Origin of the sequence: Pseudomonas parafulva (genome assembly GCF_002021815.1) — a bacterium.
In the GTDB taxonomy this organism is placed as follows: domain Bacteria; phylum Pseudomonadota; class Gammaproteobacteria; order Pseudomonadales; family Pseudomonadaceae; genus Aquipseudomonas; species Aquipseudomonas parafulva_B.
Genome location: NZ_CP019952.1, coordinates 1,766,148 through 1,782,220, shown reverse-complemented (window position 1 = coordinate 1,782,220; position 16,073 = coordinate 1,766,148). Strand labels below are relative to the sequence as shown.

The following is a 16,073-nucleotide window of genomic DNA, read 5'->3' as shown; positions in this document are numbered from 1 at the left end:
TGTCAATTTTGCCCGTGGCGCGTCGGCTGCGTTGTTTCGATCAAAAGTCACCCTGTGTCGCTGACCTTTCTACTCGACCCTGCCCAGTTCAGCCACGCTGATCTCCCGCATCCTGAACTTCTGCACCTTGCCCGTCACCGTCATGGGAAATTCATCGACGAAGCGGATATGGCGGGGCACCTTGTAGTGGGCGATACGGGATTTGCACCAGGCCTGCAGCTCCTCGGCAGTGGCCTGGTGACCTGGATGCAGCTTGACCCAGGCGACGATGTCCTCGCCGTAGCGGCTGCATGGGATACCAATGACCTGGGCATCGGCGACCGCCGGGTGGGTATAGAAGAACTCTTCTATTTCACGCGGGTAGATGTTTTCGCCACCGCGGATGATCATGTCCTTGTTGCGCCCGACGATGCGCACATAGCCCGCCTCGTCCATCACCGCCAGGTCACCGCTGTGCATCCATCCGGCCGCGTCGATGGCACTGGCCGTGGCCTCGGGGTTATCCCAGTAACCCAGCATCACGCTGTAGCCGCGCGTGCAAAGCTCCCCGGTTTCACCGCGCGCAACCGTTGCGCCTTGCGGGTCGATGATCTTGCTTTCCAGTTGCGGCTGGGTACGGCCCACAGTGGTGACGCGCAGCTCCAGGTCATCATCCGGGCCGGTTTGCAACGACACCGGGCTTGTTTCAGTCATGCCGTAAGCGATCTGCACCTGGGCCATGTGCATCTGGTCGATGACCCTGCGCATGACCTCGATCGGGCAGGTGGCGCCGGCCATGATGCCGCTGCGCAAGGACGACAGGTCCATACGCTGGCGGGCCGGATGATCGAGCATGGCGATGAACATGGTGGGCACGCCGTACAGGATGGTGCCGCGTTCCTCGGCCACGGCGCGCAAGGCCAACTCGGCGTCGAAGCCGTCGCCTGGGTAGATCATGGTGGTGCCATGGGTGATGCAGCCCAGGTTGCCCATGACCATGCCGAAACAGTGATACAAGGGCACCGGGATCACCATGCGGTCATGCGCAGTCAAGCCCAGGCTTGCGCCAACCATGAAGCCGTTGTTCAGAATGTTGTAGTGGCTGAGGGTAGCGCCCTTGGGCGCGCCGGTGGTGCCAGAGGTGTACTGGATGTTCACCGGCTGGTCGAAATGCAGGCTGTTTTGCCGAGCCGTGCACGCTTCGCGGCTTACGGACATGCCCCAAGTGGCCAGTGCCTCCCACGGCAGGAAGCCAGCAGGCGGGTCGTTGGCCAGGCTTACGACCCCGCGCAAGGCAGGCAGCGCGGCACTGCTGATCTGACCGGGTGCTGCGGTCGCCAACTCCGGCACCAAGGCCTGGGCCATGGCGTGGTAATCGGAATGCTTGAACGCGTCGGCACAGACCAGCCAGCTGCACCCTGACTGGCGCAGCACGTACTCAAGCTCACCCACCCGGTAAGCCGGATTGACGTTGACCAGGATGGCGCCCACCTTGGCAGTTGCCACCTGCAGGATGCACCACTGCGCGCAGTTGGGTGCCCAGATGCCCACGCGGTCACCGGTTTCGATCCCAAGGGCCATCAGCGCCCGGGCACACGACTCGACCTGCTCCGCCAGTTGCCGCCAGCTGTAGCGCAGGCGCTGGTGCCGAGCCACCAAGGCTTCCTGCTCGCCCAGGCGCGCCACGGTCGCGTCGAAGGCCTGGCCAATGGTTTGAGTAAGCAAGGGGCGGTCCTGGCGACCGCGGGTATAGCTGGGTTGAGTCATGTGCGTCCCTTCTTTTGATTGTTCTGGATAGGGGCCAAACGCGCGCCAATCACTTTGGCTCAGATTTACGTTTACGTAAAGGTGACGGATAAATTGACAAAAAAGCAGGTGCAGGTTTACGTTTACGTAAAGGTGATAGGCAGCTGAGCACGCTTTCTGCGTCAGCTGCCTGCCCAGGCAAGCTTGCCGCTCGCAGCGTGATCCCATTTCAAGAACAACAAGGTGCCCTCGCATGCATTACCCCAGCCTGAACTTCGCCCTGGGCGAGACCATCGACATGCTTCGCGACCAGGTGCGCACCTTCGCCGCCGCCGAGCTCGCCCCTCGCGCCGCGCAGATCGACCACGACAACCTGTTCCCTGCCGATATGTGGCGCAAGTTCGGCGACATGGGCCTGCTCGGCATCACCGTGCCGGAAGAATACGGTGGCGCAGGCCTGGGCTATCTGGCGCACGTGGTGGCGATGGAAGAAATCAGCCGCGCCTCGGCCTCGGTCGCGCTGTCCTACGGCGCCCACTCCAATTTGTGCGTCAACCAGATCAACCGTAACGGCACGCCCGCGCAAAAGGCCAAGTACCTGCCCAAGCTGGTCAGCGGCGAGCACGTCGGCGCCCTGGCGATGAGCGAACCCAATGCAGGGTCGGACGTGGTGTCGATGAAACTGCGCGCCGACAAACGCGGCGACCACTACGTGCTCAACGGCAGCAAGACGTGGATCACCAACGGGCCCGACGCCAACACCTACGTCATCTACGCCAAGACCGATCTGGAAAAGGGCCCCCATGGCATCACTGCGTTCATCGTCGAGCGCGATTGGGCAGGCTTTAGCCGCAGCAACAAGTTCGACAAGCTGGGCATGCGTGGCTCGAACACCTGCGAGCTGTTCTTCGATGACGTGCACGTGCCAGAGCAGAACATCCTCGGCCAACTCAATGGCGGCGTACGGGTGTTGATGAGCGGCCTGGACTACGAGCGCGTGGTGCTCGCCGGCGGCCCGACCGGCATCATGCAGAGCTGCATGGACCTGGTGGTGCCGTACATCCATGACCGCAAGCAATTCGGGCAGAGCATCGGCGAGTTCCAGTTGATCCAAGGCAAGGTCGCCGACATGTACACCCAGCTCAACGCCAGCCGCGCTTACCTGTATGCCGTGGCCCAGGCCTGCGATCGCGGCGAAACCACCCGCAAGGACGCAGCCGGGGTGATCCTCTACACCGCCGAGCGCGCCACGCAGATGGCCCTGGAGGCGATCCAGATTCTTGGCGGCAACGGGTATATCAACGAATTTCCCGCAGGTCGCTTGCTGCGCGATGCCAAGCTGTACGAAATCGGCGCCGGCACCAGCGAAATCCGCCGGATGCTGATCGGCCGCGAGTTGTTCAACGAGACCCGCTGAACACGCTGGCGCTGCGGCCGGCTCATACGCCCGCCGTGGCCACACCGGACAACCTTGCACGGCCACGCCAAGGGCGCGCCGCTGCACCAGGAGTCATGATGATTCTGAAAACCCAAGTGAACCCCCGGTCACCCGAATTCGCCCAGTCCCAGGCGGCCATGCTGGCGCAGGTCGACAACCTGCGTGTGCTGCTTGCCCAGGTAGCCCAGGGTGGCGGCGCCAAGGCTCAGGAGCGGCACACCTCGCGAGGCAAACTGCTGCCGCGCGAGCGAATCGAACGTCTGCTCGATGCCGGTTCCGCCTTTCTTGAAATCGGCCAGTTGGCTGCACACCAGGTCTACGGCGAAGACGTTCCGGCAGCCGGCCTGATCGCCGGGATCGGGCGCGTGGAAGGCGTGGAATGCATGATCGTGGCCAACGACGCGACGGTCAAAGGTGGCTCCTATTACCCGCTGACGGTGAAAAAGCACCTGCGGGCGCAGACCATTGCCTTGCAGAACCGTCTGCCGTGCATCTACCTGGTGGATTCGGGCGGCGCCAACTTGCCGCGCCAGGACGAGGTGTTTCCCGACCGTGAGCACTTCGGGCGGATTTTCTTCAACCAGGCCAACATGAGCGCACTGGGCATCGCCCAGATCGCCGTGGTGATGGGGTCATGCACCGCAGGCGGCGCCTACGTGCCGGCAATGGCGGACGAGGCGATCATGGTGCGTCAACAGGCCACCATCTTCCTGGCCGGCCCACCGCTGGTGAAGGCGGCCACAGGCGAGGTGGTGAGCGCCGAGGCGCTAGGCGGCGCCGATGTACATTGCCGCACCAGCGGTGTAGCCGACCATTACGCCGAGAACGACGAGCATGCCCTGGCGCTGGCCAGGCGCTGCGTAGCCAATCTCAACTGGCGCAAGCTAGGTGCCCTGCAATGCAAGCCGCCGGTTGCGCCCTTGTATGCGGCGCAGGAGCTATATGGCGTGATTCCGGCTGACGCCAAACAGCCTTTCGATGTGCGTGAAGTCATCGCACGGCTGGTCGATGGCTCGGTGTTCGATGAGTTCAAAGCCTTGTTCGGGACCACGCTGGTGTGCGGCTTCGCCCACCTGCACGGCTACCCGATCGCCATCCTGGCCAACAACGGCATCCTGTTTGCCGAGGCAGCGCAAAAAGGCGCGCACTTCATCGAGCTGGCTTGCCAGCGCGGTATCCCGCTGCTGTTCCTGCAGAACATCACGGGGTTCATGGTGGGCAAGAAGTACGAAGAAGGCGGCATCGCCAAGCATGGCGCCAAGTTGGTCACGGCCGTGGCCTGCGCGCAGGTACCCAAGTTCACGGTCATCATTGGCGGCAGTTTCGGTGCCGGCAACTACGGCATGTGCGGACGCGCCTACGACCCGCGCTTTCTCTGGATGTGGCCCAATGCGCGCATCGGGGTGATGGGCGCCGAACAGGCTGCCGGCGTGCTGGTGCAGGTCAAGCGCGAGCAGAGCGAGCGCAGCGGCGAGCCGTTTGGCGCCGAGGATGAGGCCAGGCTCAGGCAGCCGATCCTCGATCAGTACGAGCATCAGGGCCACCCCTACTACTCCAGCGCCCGCCTATGGGACGACGGCGTCATCGACCCAGCGCAGACCCGCGATGTGCTGGCCCTGGCCTTGTCTGCGGCGCTGAACGCACCGATCGAACCGAGCCGCTTCGGCATATTCAGGATGTGACCCCATGAGCGATTTCACTACGGTAGAGGTGAGCCACGATCCACGTGGCTTCGCCACCTTGTGGCTCAGCCGCGAGGACAAGCACAACGCCTTCAATGCCTTGATGATCCGCGAGCTGAACATTGCCCTGGGGCAGCTTGCCGACGACGCGGGCGTACGCTTCGTGTTGCTGCGCGGGCGGGGACGGCATTTCAGTGCCGGCGCCGACCTTGCGTGGATGCAGCAGTCGGCGCAGCTGGACTTCAACACCAACCTGGATGACGCACGCGAGCTGGGCGAGTTGATGTATGCACTGCACCGCATCAAGGTGCCGACCCTGGCAGTGGTCCAGGGCGCCGCATTCGGCGGCGCCCTGGGCCTGATCAGTTGCTGTGACATGGCCATCGGTGCCGAAGACGCCCAGCTGTGCCTGTCGGAAGTGCGCATCGGCCTGGCACCGGCGGTGATCAGTCCCTTCGTGGTCAAGGCCATCGGCGAGCGCGCCGCCCGCCGTTATGCACTCACGGCAGAGCGCTTCAGCGGGTTGCAGGCCCAGGCCCTTGGGTTGTTGGCCGAGGTGTACCCGGCTAGCCAGTTGGAGGCCAGCGTGAACCAGTGGGTTGAAACCCTTCTGGCCAATAGCCCCCAGGCAATGCGCGCGACCAAGGAGCTGTTGCGCGAGGTCGACGGCGGCACCCTCAGCCCTGGCCTGCGTCGTTATTGTGAGAACGCCATCGCGCGAATCCGCGTAAGCGCCGAGGGCCAGGAAGGCCTTCGTGCGTTTCTGGAAAAACGCCAACCTGCCTGGCAGGCCGATGCAAACAAGGAGCCACGCCCATGAACCGCCCGCCATTGACAACGTTGCTGGTGGCCAACCGTGGTGAAATCGCCTGCCGGGTGATGCGCACCGCCAAGGCCATGGGCCTGACCACGGTGGCGGTGCACAGCGCCATCGACCGTAATGCCCGCCACAGCCGGCAAGCCGATGTGTGCGTTGACCTGGGCGGTAACAAGGCGGCAGACAGTTACCTGCAGATCGACAAGCTGGTGGCGGCGGCCAAGGCAAGCGGTGCCCAGGCCATTCACCCGGGCTATGGCTTTCTTTCGGAAAACGCAGATTTTGCCCGCGCAGTCGAAGCCGCTGGCTTGATGTTCCTGGGCCCACCTGCGTCGGCCATCGACGCCATGGGCAGCAAGTCGGCCGCCAAGGCCTTGATGGAGTCCGCAGGCGTGCCGCTGGTGCCGGGCTATCACGGCCAGGCCCAGGACCTGGACACCTTCAAGCAAGCCGCCCGGCACGTCGGCTACCCGGTCCTGCTCAAGGCCAGCGCCGGTGGTGGCGGCAAGGGCATGAAGGTGGTCGAGGACGAAAGCCAGTTGGCCGATGCCCTGGCGTCGGCGCAACGTGAAGCCCTGTCATCCTTTGGCGATGCGCGGATGCTGGTGGAAAAGTACGTATTGAAGCCGCGCCATGTGGAGATCCAGATTTTTGCCGATCGCCATGGCCACTGCCTGTACCTCAACGAACGGGATTGCTCGATCCAGCGGCGTCACCAGAAGGTGGTCGAGGAAGCCCCTGCCCCGGGCCTTTCGGCAGACCTGCGCCGCGCCATGGGCGAGGCGGCAGTACGCGCGGCGCAGGCCATCGGCTATGTCGGCGCTGGCACCGTGGAATTTCTGCTGGACGCCCGTGGCCAGTTCTTCTTCATGGAAATGAACACGCGCCTGCAGGTGGAGCACCCCGTCACCGAGGCCATCACCGGCCTGGACCTGGTGGCCTGGCAGATTCGCGTGGCCTGCGGTGAACCCCTGCCCATCACCCAGGACCAGGTACCGCTCAACGGCCATGCCATCGAAGTGCGGCTGTACGCCGAAGATCCGGCCAATGACTTCTTGCCGGCCACCGGCACCCTGACGCTTTACCGGGAACCGGCTTGCGGCCCAGGCCGGCGCGTGGACAGCGGTGTGAGCGAAGGCGATGCGGTGTCGCCCTTCTACGACCCGATGCTGGGCAAACTGATCGCTTGGGGCGAAGACCGGGAGCAGGCCCGCCTGCGCTTGCTGGCCATGCTGGATGAGTTCGCGGTAGGCGGCGTCAAGACCAACATCGCCTTCCTGCGACGTATCCTGGCCCACCCTGGGTTTGCAGCAGCCGAGCTGGATACCGGCTTCATCCCGCGTCATCAGGAAACGCTTTTGCCCGCCGCGCAGGCATTGTCGGCCGAGGGCTGGGAGGCTGCAGCCCAGGCGTGGTTGCTGAGCGAACCTGCCCGCGCACGCGTGGACGACCCACACTCCCCATGGGCCCGACAAGACGGGCTGCGCTTGGGGGCTGGAACTTCGCTGAATGTGCATCTGACCCACAATGGGCATGACCAGGCCGTTACGCTCAACCAGAAGACCCAAGGCATCTGGAGCCTGCAAGGGGATTGGCTGATGCGAGAGCAGGCAGGCCTGCGCACCCGCCACCTGGCCATTCGCAAAGGTGCCAGCCTGTATCTGCACTGGGATGGAGAACTCCACACCCTCGAAGCATTCGACCCGCTCGCCCAGGCAGCCATCGACCTTGCCCATCAAGGCGGCCTGACCGCCCCCATGAACGGCAGCATCGTGCGGGTACTGGTCGAGGTGGGTCAGGCGGTAGAGGCAGGTGCCCCGCTGGTGGTGCTGGAGGCCATGAAGATGGAGCACAGCATTCGGGCCCCCAAGGCCACCACGGTCAAAGCCTTGCTGTGCCAGGAAGGCGACATGGTCAGCGAGGGGGCAGCGCTGGTCGAACTGGAACCGTGAAGGCCGCGGGGTCGCGGTGCCTGACGGCCTGCGGCCCTTGCCTCACCGCACGGGCCACGTGGCCTCAGAACGCCCCGTGTACCCGCACTACCACGCCCAGGAACTCACAGCCGGTTTCGCAGAGCACCGTGGGGTAACGGGTGTTCAACGGCTTGAGCATCTTGTCGCCGCCTTCTTCGACCAATTGGCGGAGCACGGGGGCTTTGCCAGGCTGGCGTGCGATCACCAACCTGCCGGGCTCCACGGGCAACCCGGTATCGACCAGCACGCGCATGCCTTCGGGCACGCTCTTGCCGCTGGCAGCGTTCATCGAGTCGTTTTCCACGGCAAGCCAGAACGCATTGCCGGCAGGCATGTAGTCGGTCTGCTCGTGCACTTCACTGGTTTCAGGCAACGGGCCCTGCAAGTCCGCCCACTTGAGCACCGGAAAGCGAAAGCTCGCATAGAGCAGGGCCTGTGCGGAAACAGGCGGCTGAGCACCGTAGCGGCCAGGTGATTCGCGCATCAGGTCGCGCTCGACCACCATGACCTGCGCCTCCAGAAAGACCAGGCCGAGCTTTTCCAGTTTTTCGTTGATGGTCTCCAACGTGGGACGACGGGTGCCGCGAAGCCAGTGCCCTACCCCACCTTGCGTCATGCCCAGGCGCTCGGCCAGTTTCAACTGGCTGAGGTTGTGTTCGCGCTTGTAGCGCTTGAGAAATGCATTCCAATTTTCCATGAGCGGCAACAATACGGACTGTATTGGAAGCAGCAATACACAATCTGAATTATTTATTTGGCGCTAGAAAATACAAATTGACCTATGCTCTGAGTTCATTGTGTTTGACGAGAACCTGGAAGGTATCGCAATGAAACATCCGAAAAACGACGAAACAGATCTCGACAGCGAAGCCGCCCGCCGCGCGCTGGATTATTACCTAAACCCCAACCCGCCCCGCCCTACGCCTGAGAACAGGATTTGGACGCTTCACGAAGGCGTCACACGTGATCAAGCACAGGAGCATGCCATTGCCCTGCTGCGCTGTGCGGCAGCAACCGCCCAGGAAACCGCCACCCACCAGCACGGTGGCCAGCGAGAGCTGCTGTTTGCCTTGATGCACATGATGGACATGGCTCGCGCGCTGCTGGAACACCAGCGCACGGCAGACCCCGCCGCTTGAGGCAGGTTGCCGTGAATGAGAGGGAACGCAGTAGGCGCTTGGCGTGTAAAGCCAAGGCCCCGCTTTGGGGGACAAGGAAGCGCAGCGGTAGATTTTCTACCGTCGTGAATAAAAAATCATTTGACTGGCAAATGATAACGATTATTATTGCACTCAGCTGATCGCGAGATCAGCTGGATAAACCGGAGCTTAGGTCGCTCTCGGATTATCTCCTCATCAGGCTAATCACGGTTTTTGACCCAGCTTTTTGCTGGGTCTTTTTTTTGGCTCTTCAGGCTAATGAAGATCGTGATGGCGGCGATGGTAGCAAAAGTGTTTCCGGGGGTGAACGGCCATTACAAAAGTTTGCCGATTCAGCACTTGAGAATCAATCTCGTTAAGCCTAAGCTCGGCTTCTACGGATGTCCCCATCTGCTCTCTAGCAAGGAACTGCTCATGACCCGCATGCTCTTGCGCCTCCATACGCCTCTGCCCGAGCACGCTGCCGATAGCGATGCTGCCCTGTTGCTCGCACTCAAGCGCCTGCCACGCGCTGCGCAACAAGTGTTTCTGCTAAGCCGTCTCGATCAGCTGGCCCAGGCCAGGGTCGCCACACGTCTAGGCTTGCCCCTACGCAGTGTCGAGCGTCTCATGGTCCAGGCGTTGCTCGCCGGTCAGCCCCGCCCCGATGGCCCAACGAGCCAGGCAGCTCGGTGGTATGTGCGTTTGCAGAGCCCGGACGTCACCGCCTGCGAGCGTATCGACTTTCGTCGCTGGCTGGACGCCTCGCCCAACCACCTGCAGGCGTTCCACGCTACTGAACTGCGCTGGCGCAGCCTTTACGCGCCTGCCCTGGCCTTGGGCCGCGATGGCTGGTATCGCAAGGGTCGCGCTGCCCTGTCGCTGGGTGGATGCTCGATTGCCGCCGCGCTGGGCATGGCCGTACTGGTCTTGCTGGGGCTGTGGACGTGAAAAGGAGCCATTGCCCGTAGCTGACGCCTGCGCTTTGAGCGCCTTACCACAGCGCGATGTCGTACGTCAGGTACAGCCGATTGCTGTCGCGTCCACGGGCAAAGTCCGACCGGTACACATAGTTGCGCAGCTTGACGCCAAGCCCTTTGGCGGGGCCTGATTGCACCACGTACGCAAGCTCTGCGTCGCGCTCCCATTCGCTCAGGCCCGCCGCGCCAGAACGGCCGTTATCGCCGCTCAGGTAACGGGTCATGAAGGTCAACCCCGGCACCCCGGCAGCGGCGAAATTGTAGACATAGCTCGCCATCCAGGTCTTTTCATCTTCTTCGATGAACTTGCCGATGCCCACGTTGCTGAATGAATACACCGTCGCGCCGCTGATGTATGGCAGTCCCGCTTTGCCATTGAGCTGCTGATAGCCTGCGCCGAACGTGTGACCGGAATGCGTGTAGGCGATTTGACCGCTGAGCATGTCATTGTCGATCGGGCCACCGTAGGCCGCGCCGGTGCTTTTGCTTTTGAAGTAACGCAGGTCCGTGGTCAGTACACCGCCAGCCAGCGCATGGTCGTGAACCAAGCCGGCGAAGTCCTGACGGTAGAAGTGCTCGAGCTGGCCGTGGTAGTAGCTCAGGCGCAGCTGTTTGCTGAAGGTGTAGTCGGCGCCGGCAAAGCTGAAGTCTCCGGCTTCGCCGCCACTGTAGCCGTCCAGGTACAGGCCGGTGCTGTTGGATGAATCGCGCTGCTTGAAACGGGTCAGGTGCCCGGCCGTGAGGGTCAGGTTATCGAGGGCGGTACTGGTGAGCTGCGTGCCTTGGTAGGTTTGCGGCATCAAGCGAGCATCGTTATGCACCAGCACTGGTAACTTCGGCAACAGGGTGCCATGCCTGACGAGGCTCTGCCCAACACGCGCCTTGACCGTAACGCCGGCACTGGCGAACGTGTCGGCGGCCCGGCCATCGTCATGCACAGGCAAAAGGCCCGTGCCACTGCGGCCACGCCCCGAATCCAGGCGCACGCCCAACAGGCCCAGTGCATCGAGCCCCAGACCCAGGGTACCGGGGGTGTAACCCGACTGGTAATCGAGCAAGAAGCCCTGCGCCCACTCGGTACGCTCGCTCTTGGCAGTGGCTGCGGCGCGGGGGCTCATACCCTGTTCGTCGCGAAAGTTCTCGTTGAAATAGACGTTGCGCAGTTGCAGCTTGAGCTTGCTGTCTTCAATGAAATCGGTAGCGCCGGCCACAGGCAGGCAGCCGCAGAGCAGGCCACAGGCGGCCCCTCGCGCGAGGGTCAAGGACATGATCGGTACTCTATTGTTGTTTTTAGGGTGTAAGCGATGGCGGGCGCCTGGGGGCGCCCGCACCGTTCAGACGAAGAACGACAGCGCGCCGGTCAACACCGCCAATGCAGTGATGACCAGCGAAGTGAGCACTGCCCACTTCACCGTGGCTTTCTGGAAGTCGCCGATGTCCTTGTCGACCATGCCCACCAGCAGCAGGGTCGAGGCGACCAACGGGCTCATCAAGTGCACCGGCTGGCCCAGCACCGAGGCGCGGGCGATCTCCACCGGGTCGATGCCATAGGCGGCGGCTGCATTGGCCAGGATCGGCACCACGCCGAAATAATAGGCATCGTTGGACAGCACGAAGGTAAGCGGCATGCTGGTCAGCGCCACCACCAGCGGGAACCAGTGGCTCCAGGCTTCCGGGATCCAGTCCACGAGGGTTTGCGCCAGGGCATCGACCATCTTGGTGCCCGAGAAGATACCGGCGAAGATACCGGCGGCGAACACCAGCAGCACCACGGTCATGGCGTTGCCCGAATGGGCCAGAATACGTTCTTTCTGCAGTTCCAGCTGCGGGTAGTTGATCATCAGCGCAGCAACGAAACCGATCATGAACAGGATCGCCGCGTGCATCAGGCCCAGCACCAGCGCGGTCATGACCACGATGACCAGCACCAGGTTCACATAGGCCAGACGCGGGCGCTTGTGGGGCGTATCACCCAGGATTTCCTTGATGTAGCAGTTGCCGCCGCCGGACTCCAGGGCCACGTTGCCAATGCGGCGTCGTTCGGCACGGCCCAGCAGGTAGGCGGTGAACACCACCCAGGCGGCCCCGCCGATCACCGTGGGCAGCATGGGAATGAAATAGTCGGTGGCATCGAGCCCAAGTGCTGCGATGGCGCGGGTGGCAGGCCCGCCCCAGGGGCTCATGCCACTCATGATGCTCAGCGACAGCATTGACACCGTTGCCAGGATCATCGGGTTCATGCCGATGCGCTTGTACAAGGGCAGCATGGCCGCGCAGGTGATCATGTAGGTGGTGGTGCCGTCGCCGTCCAGCGCCACCAGCAGCGACAGCAATGCAGTGCCAATGGCGATCTTGATGGGGTCGCCGTTGACGCGCTTGAGAATCTTGCGGATCAGAGGGTCGAACAGGCCGGCATCGATCATCAAGCCGAAAAACAGGATGGCGAACAGCAGCAAGGCGGCCGACGGGGCTACCATTTTCAGCCCATCGAGCATCATCTTGCCAAGGTCAGGTGCAAAGCCTCCCACCAGTGCGAAGACGATGGGCACGACCGTCAAGGCGACGATCGGGGACAAGCGTTTGCTCATGATCAGGTAGGTGAACGTCACCACCATGATCAGGCCCAGGAGTGCGAGCATGGCTTTTTCTCTCTTGTTTTTATCCGGTTTGGGCCGTCGATGACGCAGACGAGCCCCCTACCCGCGCGCGTTCCTGCGCGCGGGTTGCAGCGTTTTGAGGTCAGGGTGTTGCGGACGTCTTATCCGTGATGGCTTGGTTTGGCGACCCAGGTGGCGTCAGGGCCCACCGCGGCGGGTGCCGGCTCGACCACAGGCTCGCCGTTGAGGCGGCTGAGCAGTATCTGCTTGTCACACGCGTTTTCGGAAATCGACACCACTACGGTGGCCACGGCGTTGCTGGCAAGGCTCGTGAGGGCGCGAGCCTCTGACATGAAGCGGTCGATGCCGATCAGCAGGGCCAAGCCTGCCAACGGGATGTCGTGGATGACTGTCAGGGTCGAGGCCAAGGCCACGAAGCCGCTACCGGTCACGCCCGCTGCGCCTTTTGACGACAGCAGCATGATCGCCAGCATGGTCACCACCTGGCCCAGGCTCAGGTCGATGTTGCAGGCCTGGGCAATGAACACGGCGGCCAAGGACAGGTAGATCGCCGTACCGTCGAGGTTGAACGAGTAGCCGGTAGGCAGTACCAGGCCGACGACCCCTTTCTTGCAGCCAAGCTTTTCCAGCTTCTCCAGCATGCGCGGCAACACAGGTTCCGTGGAAGAAGTGCCCAGCACCACCAGGAACTCTTCCCGGAAATAGCGCAGCAGCTTCCACAGGCTGAAACCATGGGCGCGGCAGATGCCGCCCAGCACGACCAGGACGAAGAACGCACAGGCAATGTAGAGCGTACCGATCAGCTTGGCGAGCGACCCCAGCGAGGTGACGCCGTACTGCCCGACCGTGAACGCCAGGGCACCGAACGCACCGACCGGTGCGAAACGCATGAGGTAGCCGAAGATGCGGAACACCATGGCCGAGGCCGCTTCCAGTACGTCCAGCACCGGTTTGCCCTTCTCGCCCATGGACGACAGCGCGAAACCGCTGAGCACGGCAATGAACAGCACGGGGAGCACTTCACCCTTGTTGAACGCCCCCATGAAGGTGTCTGGGATGATGTGCATGAAAAAGTCCACCACGCCCAGTTTGGCGGCCGAGGCGGTGAACTGGGTCAAGCCTTCGGTGCTCAGGGTGGCCGGGTCGATGTTCATGCCGACCCCTGGCTTGAACAGGTACACCGCAGCCAAGCCGATGATCAGGCTGACAATGGTCAGCCCCAGGAAAAGCAATAGTGTCTTGCTCATCAAGCGCCCGAGCGAGCGCTTGTCGGTCATGCCGGCTATACCGGTGACGATGGTGCAGAACACCACGGGCGCGATCATCATCTTGACCAGCTTGATGAAGGCATCGCCCAAGGGCTTGAGCGCAACGGCCTGTTGCGCCCAGAAGTGACCGACCACTACGCCCAGCACGACGGCGCAGAGGATCTGGAAGTACAGCGATTTGGCAAGTTTCATGAGGCATCACCCATTGTTCATATTGTGCGGATGCGCTTGTTGCAAGGTACAGCGGTCGACCCTTGAGGTGGCTAGCCAGCCAACCTGCGCAAGGTAGGCGCGTAGACGAACCCTGAAAAGAGCCGCCGGGCAGTACGTACTACAGAGGCTTGCAGGGTCTTGCCATCAGCGCCGCTGCGTGACAACGCGACGTCGATGCCACCACTTGGATGCTCAAGACGAACCTGACTCAGGTCCAAGGCTTGTTCGCCCAGCAGATCCACAATGACGCTGCCGGGGCTGACACAGGCAGTGGCCAGCCCCACAGCACCGGTGATCGCCAGGGCACGGTGGCAATTATGCGGCATGAAGTAGCGCACCTGGAGCGTGCCGTCGTAGCGCGGCTTGGACACCAGTACCGGCTTGGGGATCACCATGCCGCTGACATCGCCAAGGCCCATGGCCTTGCCGGCTTTGAGGCGCAGGGCTTCCAGACGCTTGAGCAGAGGGCCGTTGGCGTCAAGCTCGTCGGGCGTTTCGGCGCCGGTCATGCCCAGGTCACTGGCCTGGATGACCATCATGGGCATGGCCATGTCGATACAGGTCATGGGCACGCCATCGATCACATCCTTGGCTTGCCCAGTGGGGAACAGCTTGCCGGTCTTGCTGCCAACCGCATCAAGGAAGGTCAGGTGCACCGGCGCGGCAGTGCCGGGCACGCCATCGATGGCGGTACGCCCTTCATAGCGCACGATGCCACCCGGGGTTTCCACCAGCGAGTTGACGAAGGTGCCCGTGTTCAGGTTACGAATGCGCACCAGGGTCTTGCCTTCCTGGCCCTTGACCAGCCCTTGCTCGATGGCGAAAGGACCGACCGCGCACAGCATGTTGCCGCAGTTGGGCGCAGTGTCCACGCGGCGCTGGGCGACCATCACCTGCACGAACAGGTAATCGACGTCGGCGTCGGCATGCAGCGACGGGCTGATGATCGCGACCTTGCTGGTCTGCGGGCTGCCGCCACCGATACCGTCGATCTCCAGCTCGTGGCCGGACCCCATCAGGTCGATGAGCAATTCATCGCGTTCGACCACATTGGCAGGCAAGTCCCAGGCATGAAAGAACGGCCCTTTTGAAGTGCCGCCGCGCATGAGTACGCAAGGAATTCGTTGCATGATTTCGCACTCTTGTTGATCAATGGACATCATTGATGCCGTGAGCAAAAGAGTGACAGGGATGGATAAATCATTCCAATGCAAATATCGTAGCGATTATTCCGTTTTACAACATAATAAAAATCGACTTCGACCTGAGGTGAATCGTGGAATATGAGCTTCAAGACATACGATCTTTCGTGAAAATCGCCGAACTCGGCAGCTTCCACGAGGCCGCTGAAGTGCTGCATCTGTCACAGCCGGCTTTGAGTCGACGTATCAAGAAGCTGGAGGAAGGGTTAGGCACCTCACTGTTGGAGCGCACCACCCGCCGTGTCAGCCTGACCAGCGTAGGCCGCGATTTTCTGCCCAAGGCCAGGCGCCTGCTGGACGACTTCGAGGATTCGATTCTCAGCATCCGGGAGCTGGCCGAGCGCCAGACCGGGCAGGTGACGCTGGCCTGTATCCCGACTGCAGCGTTCTATTTCTTGCCGTCGGTGATCCGCGATTACAACGACCAGTATCCCAAGATCCGCATTCGCCTGCTGGACCTGAGCGCCAATGACGGCCTGGAGGCCGTGCTGCGCGGGGAAGCCGATTTTGGCATCAACATGATGAGCGGCCAGCATCCGGACATCGAGTTCGTGTCCTTGGTGCAAGAGCACTTCGTGCTGGCCTGCCGGCGCGACCACCCATTGGCCGACCGCAATGCAGTGACCTGGACCGAGCTTGCCGACTATCGCTTGATCGGTGTCGGCCGATTGAGCGGCAACCGCATGTTGCTCGACCACGCTCTGGCCGGGCTGAATCTGCGGCCCAAATGGTTCTACGAAGTGCAGCACCTGTCCACGTCCCTGGGCATGGTCGAGGCCGGGCTTGGCGTATCGGCCATGCCTAGCCTGGCCATGCCCAGTGCAGACCACCCTACCCTGGTAAGCGTGCCGTTGATTGAGCCAGAGGTCACCCGCACCTTGGGGCTGGTCTACCGCCGCGGCGCCTCGCTGTCGCCAGCAGCGGAGAAGTTCGTGTCGATCCTGCTGGAGAAATGGCCGAACCGCTGAGCATGAAACATTATTAACGCCGGTTAATTCAGCGCTGGGCCCGCCTGCCA

The 16,073-nt window shown here is 62.4% G+C and carries 13 protein-coding genes; 7 read left to right on the top strand and 6 right to left on the bottom strand.

From position 1 onward, the window contains the following. Positions 1–69: 69 nt before the first annotated feature. Complete coding sequence (locus B2J77_RS07950) at positions 70–1,746, bottom strand: AMP-binding protein (protein ID WP_078478328.1); 1,677 nt, start codon at positions 1,744–1,746, stop codon at positions 70–72. 232 nt (positions 1,747–1,978) lie between these two features. Here B2J77_RS07950 and B2J77_RS07945 point away from each other — a divergent pair, with 232 nt between their 5' ends. The 4 genes from B2J77_RS07945 (at position 1,979) to B2J77_RS07930 (ending at position 7,614) form a co-directional block, all read left to right on the top strand. Next, positions 1,979–3,142, top strand: a complete 1,164-nt coding sequence (locus B2J77_RS07945; protein WP_078478327.1) for an isovaleryl-CoA dehydrogenase — start codon at positions 1,979–1,981, stop codon at positions 3,140–3,142. A gap of 95 nt (positions 3,143–3,237) precedes the next feature. Then, positions 3,238–4,845, top strand: a complete 1,608-nt coding sequence (locus B2J77_RS07940) for a carboxyl transferase domain-containing protein (RefSeq protein WP_058639569.1) — start codon at positions 3,238–3,240, stop codon at positions 4,843–4,845. A gap of 4 nt (positions 4,846–4,849) precedes the next feature. Then, a complete protein-coding gene (locus B2J77_RS07935) occupies positions 4,850–5,665 on the top strand; it encodes a gamma-carboxygeranoyl-CoA hydratase (RefSeq protein ID WP_058605056.1) in 816 nt (271 codons plus the stop codon). Continuing rightward, positions 5,662–7,614 (top strand): acetyl/propionyl/methylcrotonyl-CoA carboxylase subunit alpha, encoded by a 1,953-nt coding sequence (locus B2J77_RS07930; RefSeq protein WP_078478326.1) that lies wholly within the window; start codon positions 5,662–5,664, stop codon positions 7,612–7,614. The genes B2J77_RS07935 and B2J77_RS07930 overlap by 4 nt, the downstream gene beginning before the upstream one ends. Positions 7,615–7,678: 64 nt before the next feature. Here B2J77_RS07930 and B2J77_RS07925 read toward each other — a convergent pair whose 3' ends face one another. Then, positions 7,679–8,332: a LexA family protein gene (locus B2J77_RS07925; RefSeq protein ID WP_078478325.1), complete on the bottom strand. Its 654-nt coding sequence runs from the start codon at positions 8,330–8,332 to the stop codon at positions 7,679–7,681. Between the two features lie 130 nt (positions 8,333–8,462). Between B2J77_RS07925 and B2J77_RS07920 the strand changes: the two genes are divergently transcribed. Together B2J77_RS07920 and B2J77_RS07915 are read left to right on the top strand one after the other, a co-directional pair. Then, positions 8,463–8,774, top strand: coding sequence for a DUF6124 family protein (locus B2J77_RS07920; RefSeq protein ID WP_078478324.1), 312 nt, complete (start codon positions 8,463–8,465; stop codon positions 8,772–8,774). Between the two features lie 435 nt (positions 8,775–9,209). Next, positions 9,210–9,725 carry a DUF4880 domain-containing protein gene (locus B2J77_RS07915; protein WP_078478323.1) on the top strand — a complete coding sequence of 172 codons (516 nt, stop codon included), beginning with the start codon at positions 9,210–9,212 and terminating at the stop codon, positions 9,723–9,725. 43 nt (positions 9,726–9,768) lie between these two features. Here B2J77_RS07915 and B2J77_RS07910 read toward each other — a convergent pair whose 3' ends face one another. The 4 genes from B2J77_RS07910 to B2J77_RS07895 all read right to left on the bottom strand — a co-directional run bounded on the left by B2J77_RS07910 (position 9,769) and on the right by B2J77_RS07895 (position 14,983). Further along, positions 9,769–11,022, bottom strand: coding sequence for an OprD family porin (locus B2J77_RS07910; RefSeq protein WP_078478322.1), 1,254 nt, complete (start codon positions 11,020–11,022; stop codon positions 9,769–9,771). Positions 11,023–11,088: 66 nt separating this feature from the next. Beyond that, positions 11,089–12,393, bottom strand: coding sequence for a CitMHS family transporter (locus tag B2J77_RS07905; RefSeq protein WP_027916232.1), 1,305 nt, complete (start codon positions 12,391–12,393; stop codon positions 11,089–11,091). 119 nt (positions 12,394–12,512) lie between these two features. Further along, the gene (gene dctA, locus B2J77_RS07900) at positions 12,513–13,832 is read right to left on the bottom strand and encodes a C4-dicarboxylate transporter DctA (RefSeq protein WP_058639776.1); all 1,320 of its coding nucleotides are present in this window, start codon (positions 13,830–13,832) and stop codon (positions 12,513–12,515) included. 71 nt (positions 13,833–13,903) lie between these two features. Next, the gene (locus B2J77_RS07895) at positions 13,904–14,983 is read right to left on the bottom strand and encodes a 4-oxalomesaconate tautomerase (protein ID WP_078479404.1); all 1,080 of its coding nucleotides are present in this window, start codon (positions 14,981–14,983) and stop codon (positions 13,904–13,906) included. A 146-nt stretch (positions 14,984–15,129) separates the two neighbouring features. On the opposite strand from B2J77_RS07895, the gene B2J77_RS07890 reads away from it, so the two are divergent. Further along, the gene (locus B2J77_RS07890) at positions 15,130–16,023 is read left to right on the top strand and encodes a LysR family transcriptional regulator (RefSeq protein ID WP_078478321.1); all 894 of its coding nucleotides are present in this window, start codon (positions 15,130–15,132) and stop codon (positions 16,021–16,023) included. The last annotated feature ends 50 nt before the right edge of the window (positions 16,024–16,073 follow it).

Coding starts and splice junctions, on each gene's coding strand:
- B2J77_RS07915 (WP_078478323.1), top strand. CDS start 9,210: ATGACCCGCATGCTCTTGCGCCTCCATACGCCTCTGCCCGAGCACGCT.
- B2J77_RS07930 (WP_078478326.1), top strand. CDS start 5,662: ATGAACCGCCCGCCATTGACAACGTTGCTGGTGGCCAACCGTGGTGAA.
- B2J77_RS07950 (WP_078478328.1), bottom strand. CDS start 1,746: ATGACTCAACCCAGCTATACCCGCGGTCGCCAGGACCGCCCCTTGCTT.
- B2J77_RS07935 (WP_058605056.1), top strand. CDS start 4,850: ATGAGCGATTTCACTACGGTAGAGGTGAGCCACGATCCACGTGGCTTC.
- B2J77_RS07940 (WP_058639569.1), top strand. CDS start 3,238: ATGATGATTCTGAAAACCCAAGTGAACCCCCGGTCACCCGAATTCGCC.
- B2J77_RS07920 (WP_078478324.1), top strand. CDS start 8,463: ATGAAACATCCGAAAAACGACGAAACAGATCTCGACAGCGAAGCCGCC.
- B2J77_RS07905 (WP_027916232.1), bottom strand. CDS start 12,393: ATGCTCGCACTCCTGGGCCTGATCATGGTGGTGACGTTCACCTACCTG.
- B2J77_RS07895 (WP_078479404.1), bottom strand. CDS start 14,983: ATGCAACGAATTCCTTGCGTACTCATGCGCGGCGGCACTTCAAAAGGG.
- B2J77_RS07925 (WP_078478325.1), bottom strand. CDS start 8,332: ATGGAAAATTGGAATGCATTTCTCAAGCGCTACAAGCGCGAACACAAC.
- dctA (WP_058639776.1), bottom strand. CDS start 13,832: ATGAAACTTGCCAAATCGCTGTACTTCCAGATCCTCTGCGCCGTCGTG.
- B2J77_RS07945 (WP_078478327.1), top strand. CDS start 1,979: ATGCATTACCCCAGCCTGAACTTCGCCCTGGGCGAGACCATCGACATG.
- B2J77_RS07910 (WP_078478322.1), bottom strand. CDS start 11,022: ATGTCCTTGACCCTCGCGCGAGGGGCCGCCTGTGGCCTGCTCTGCGGC.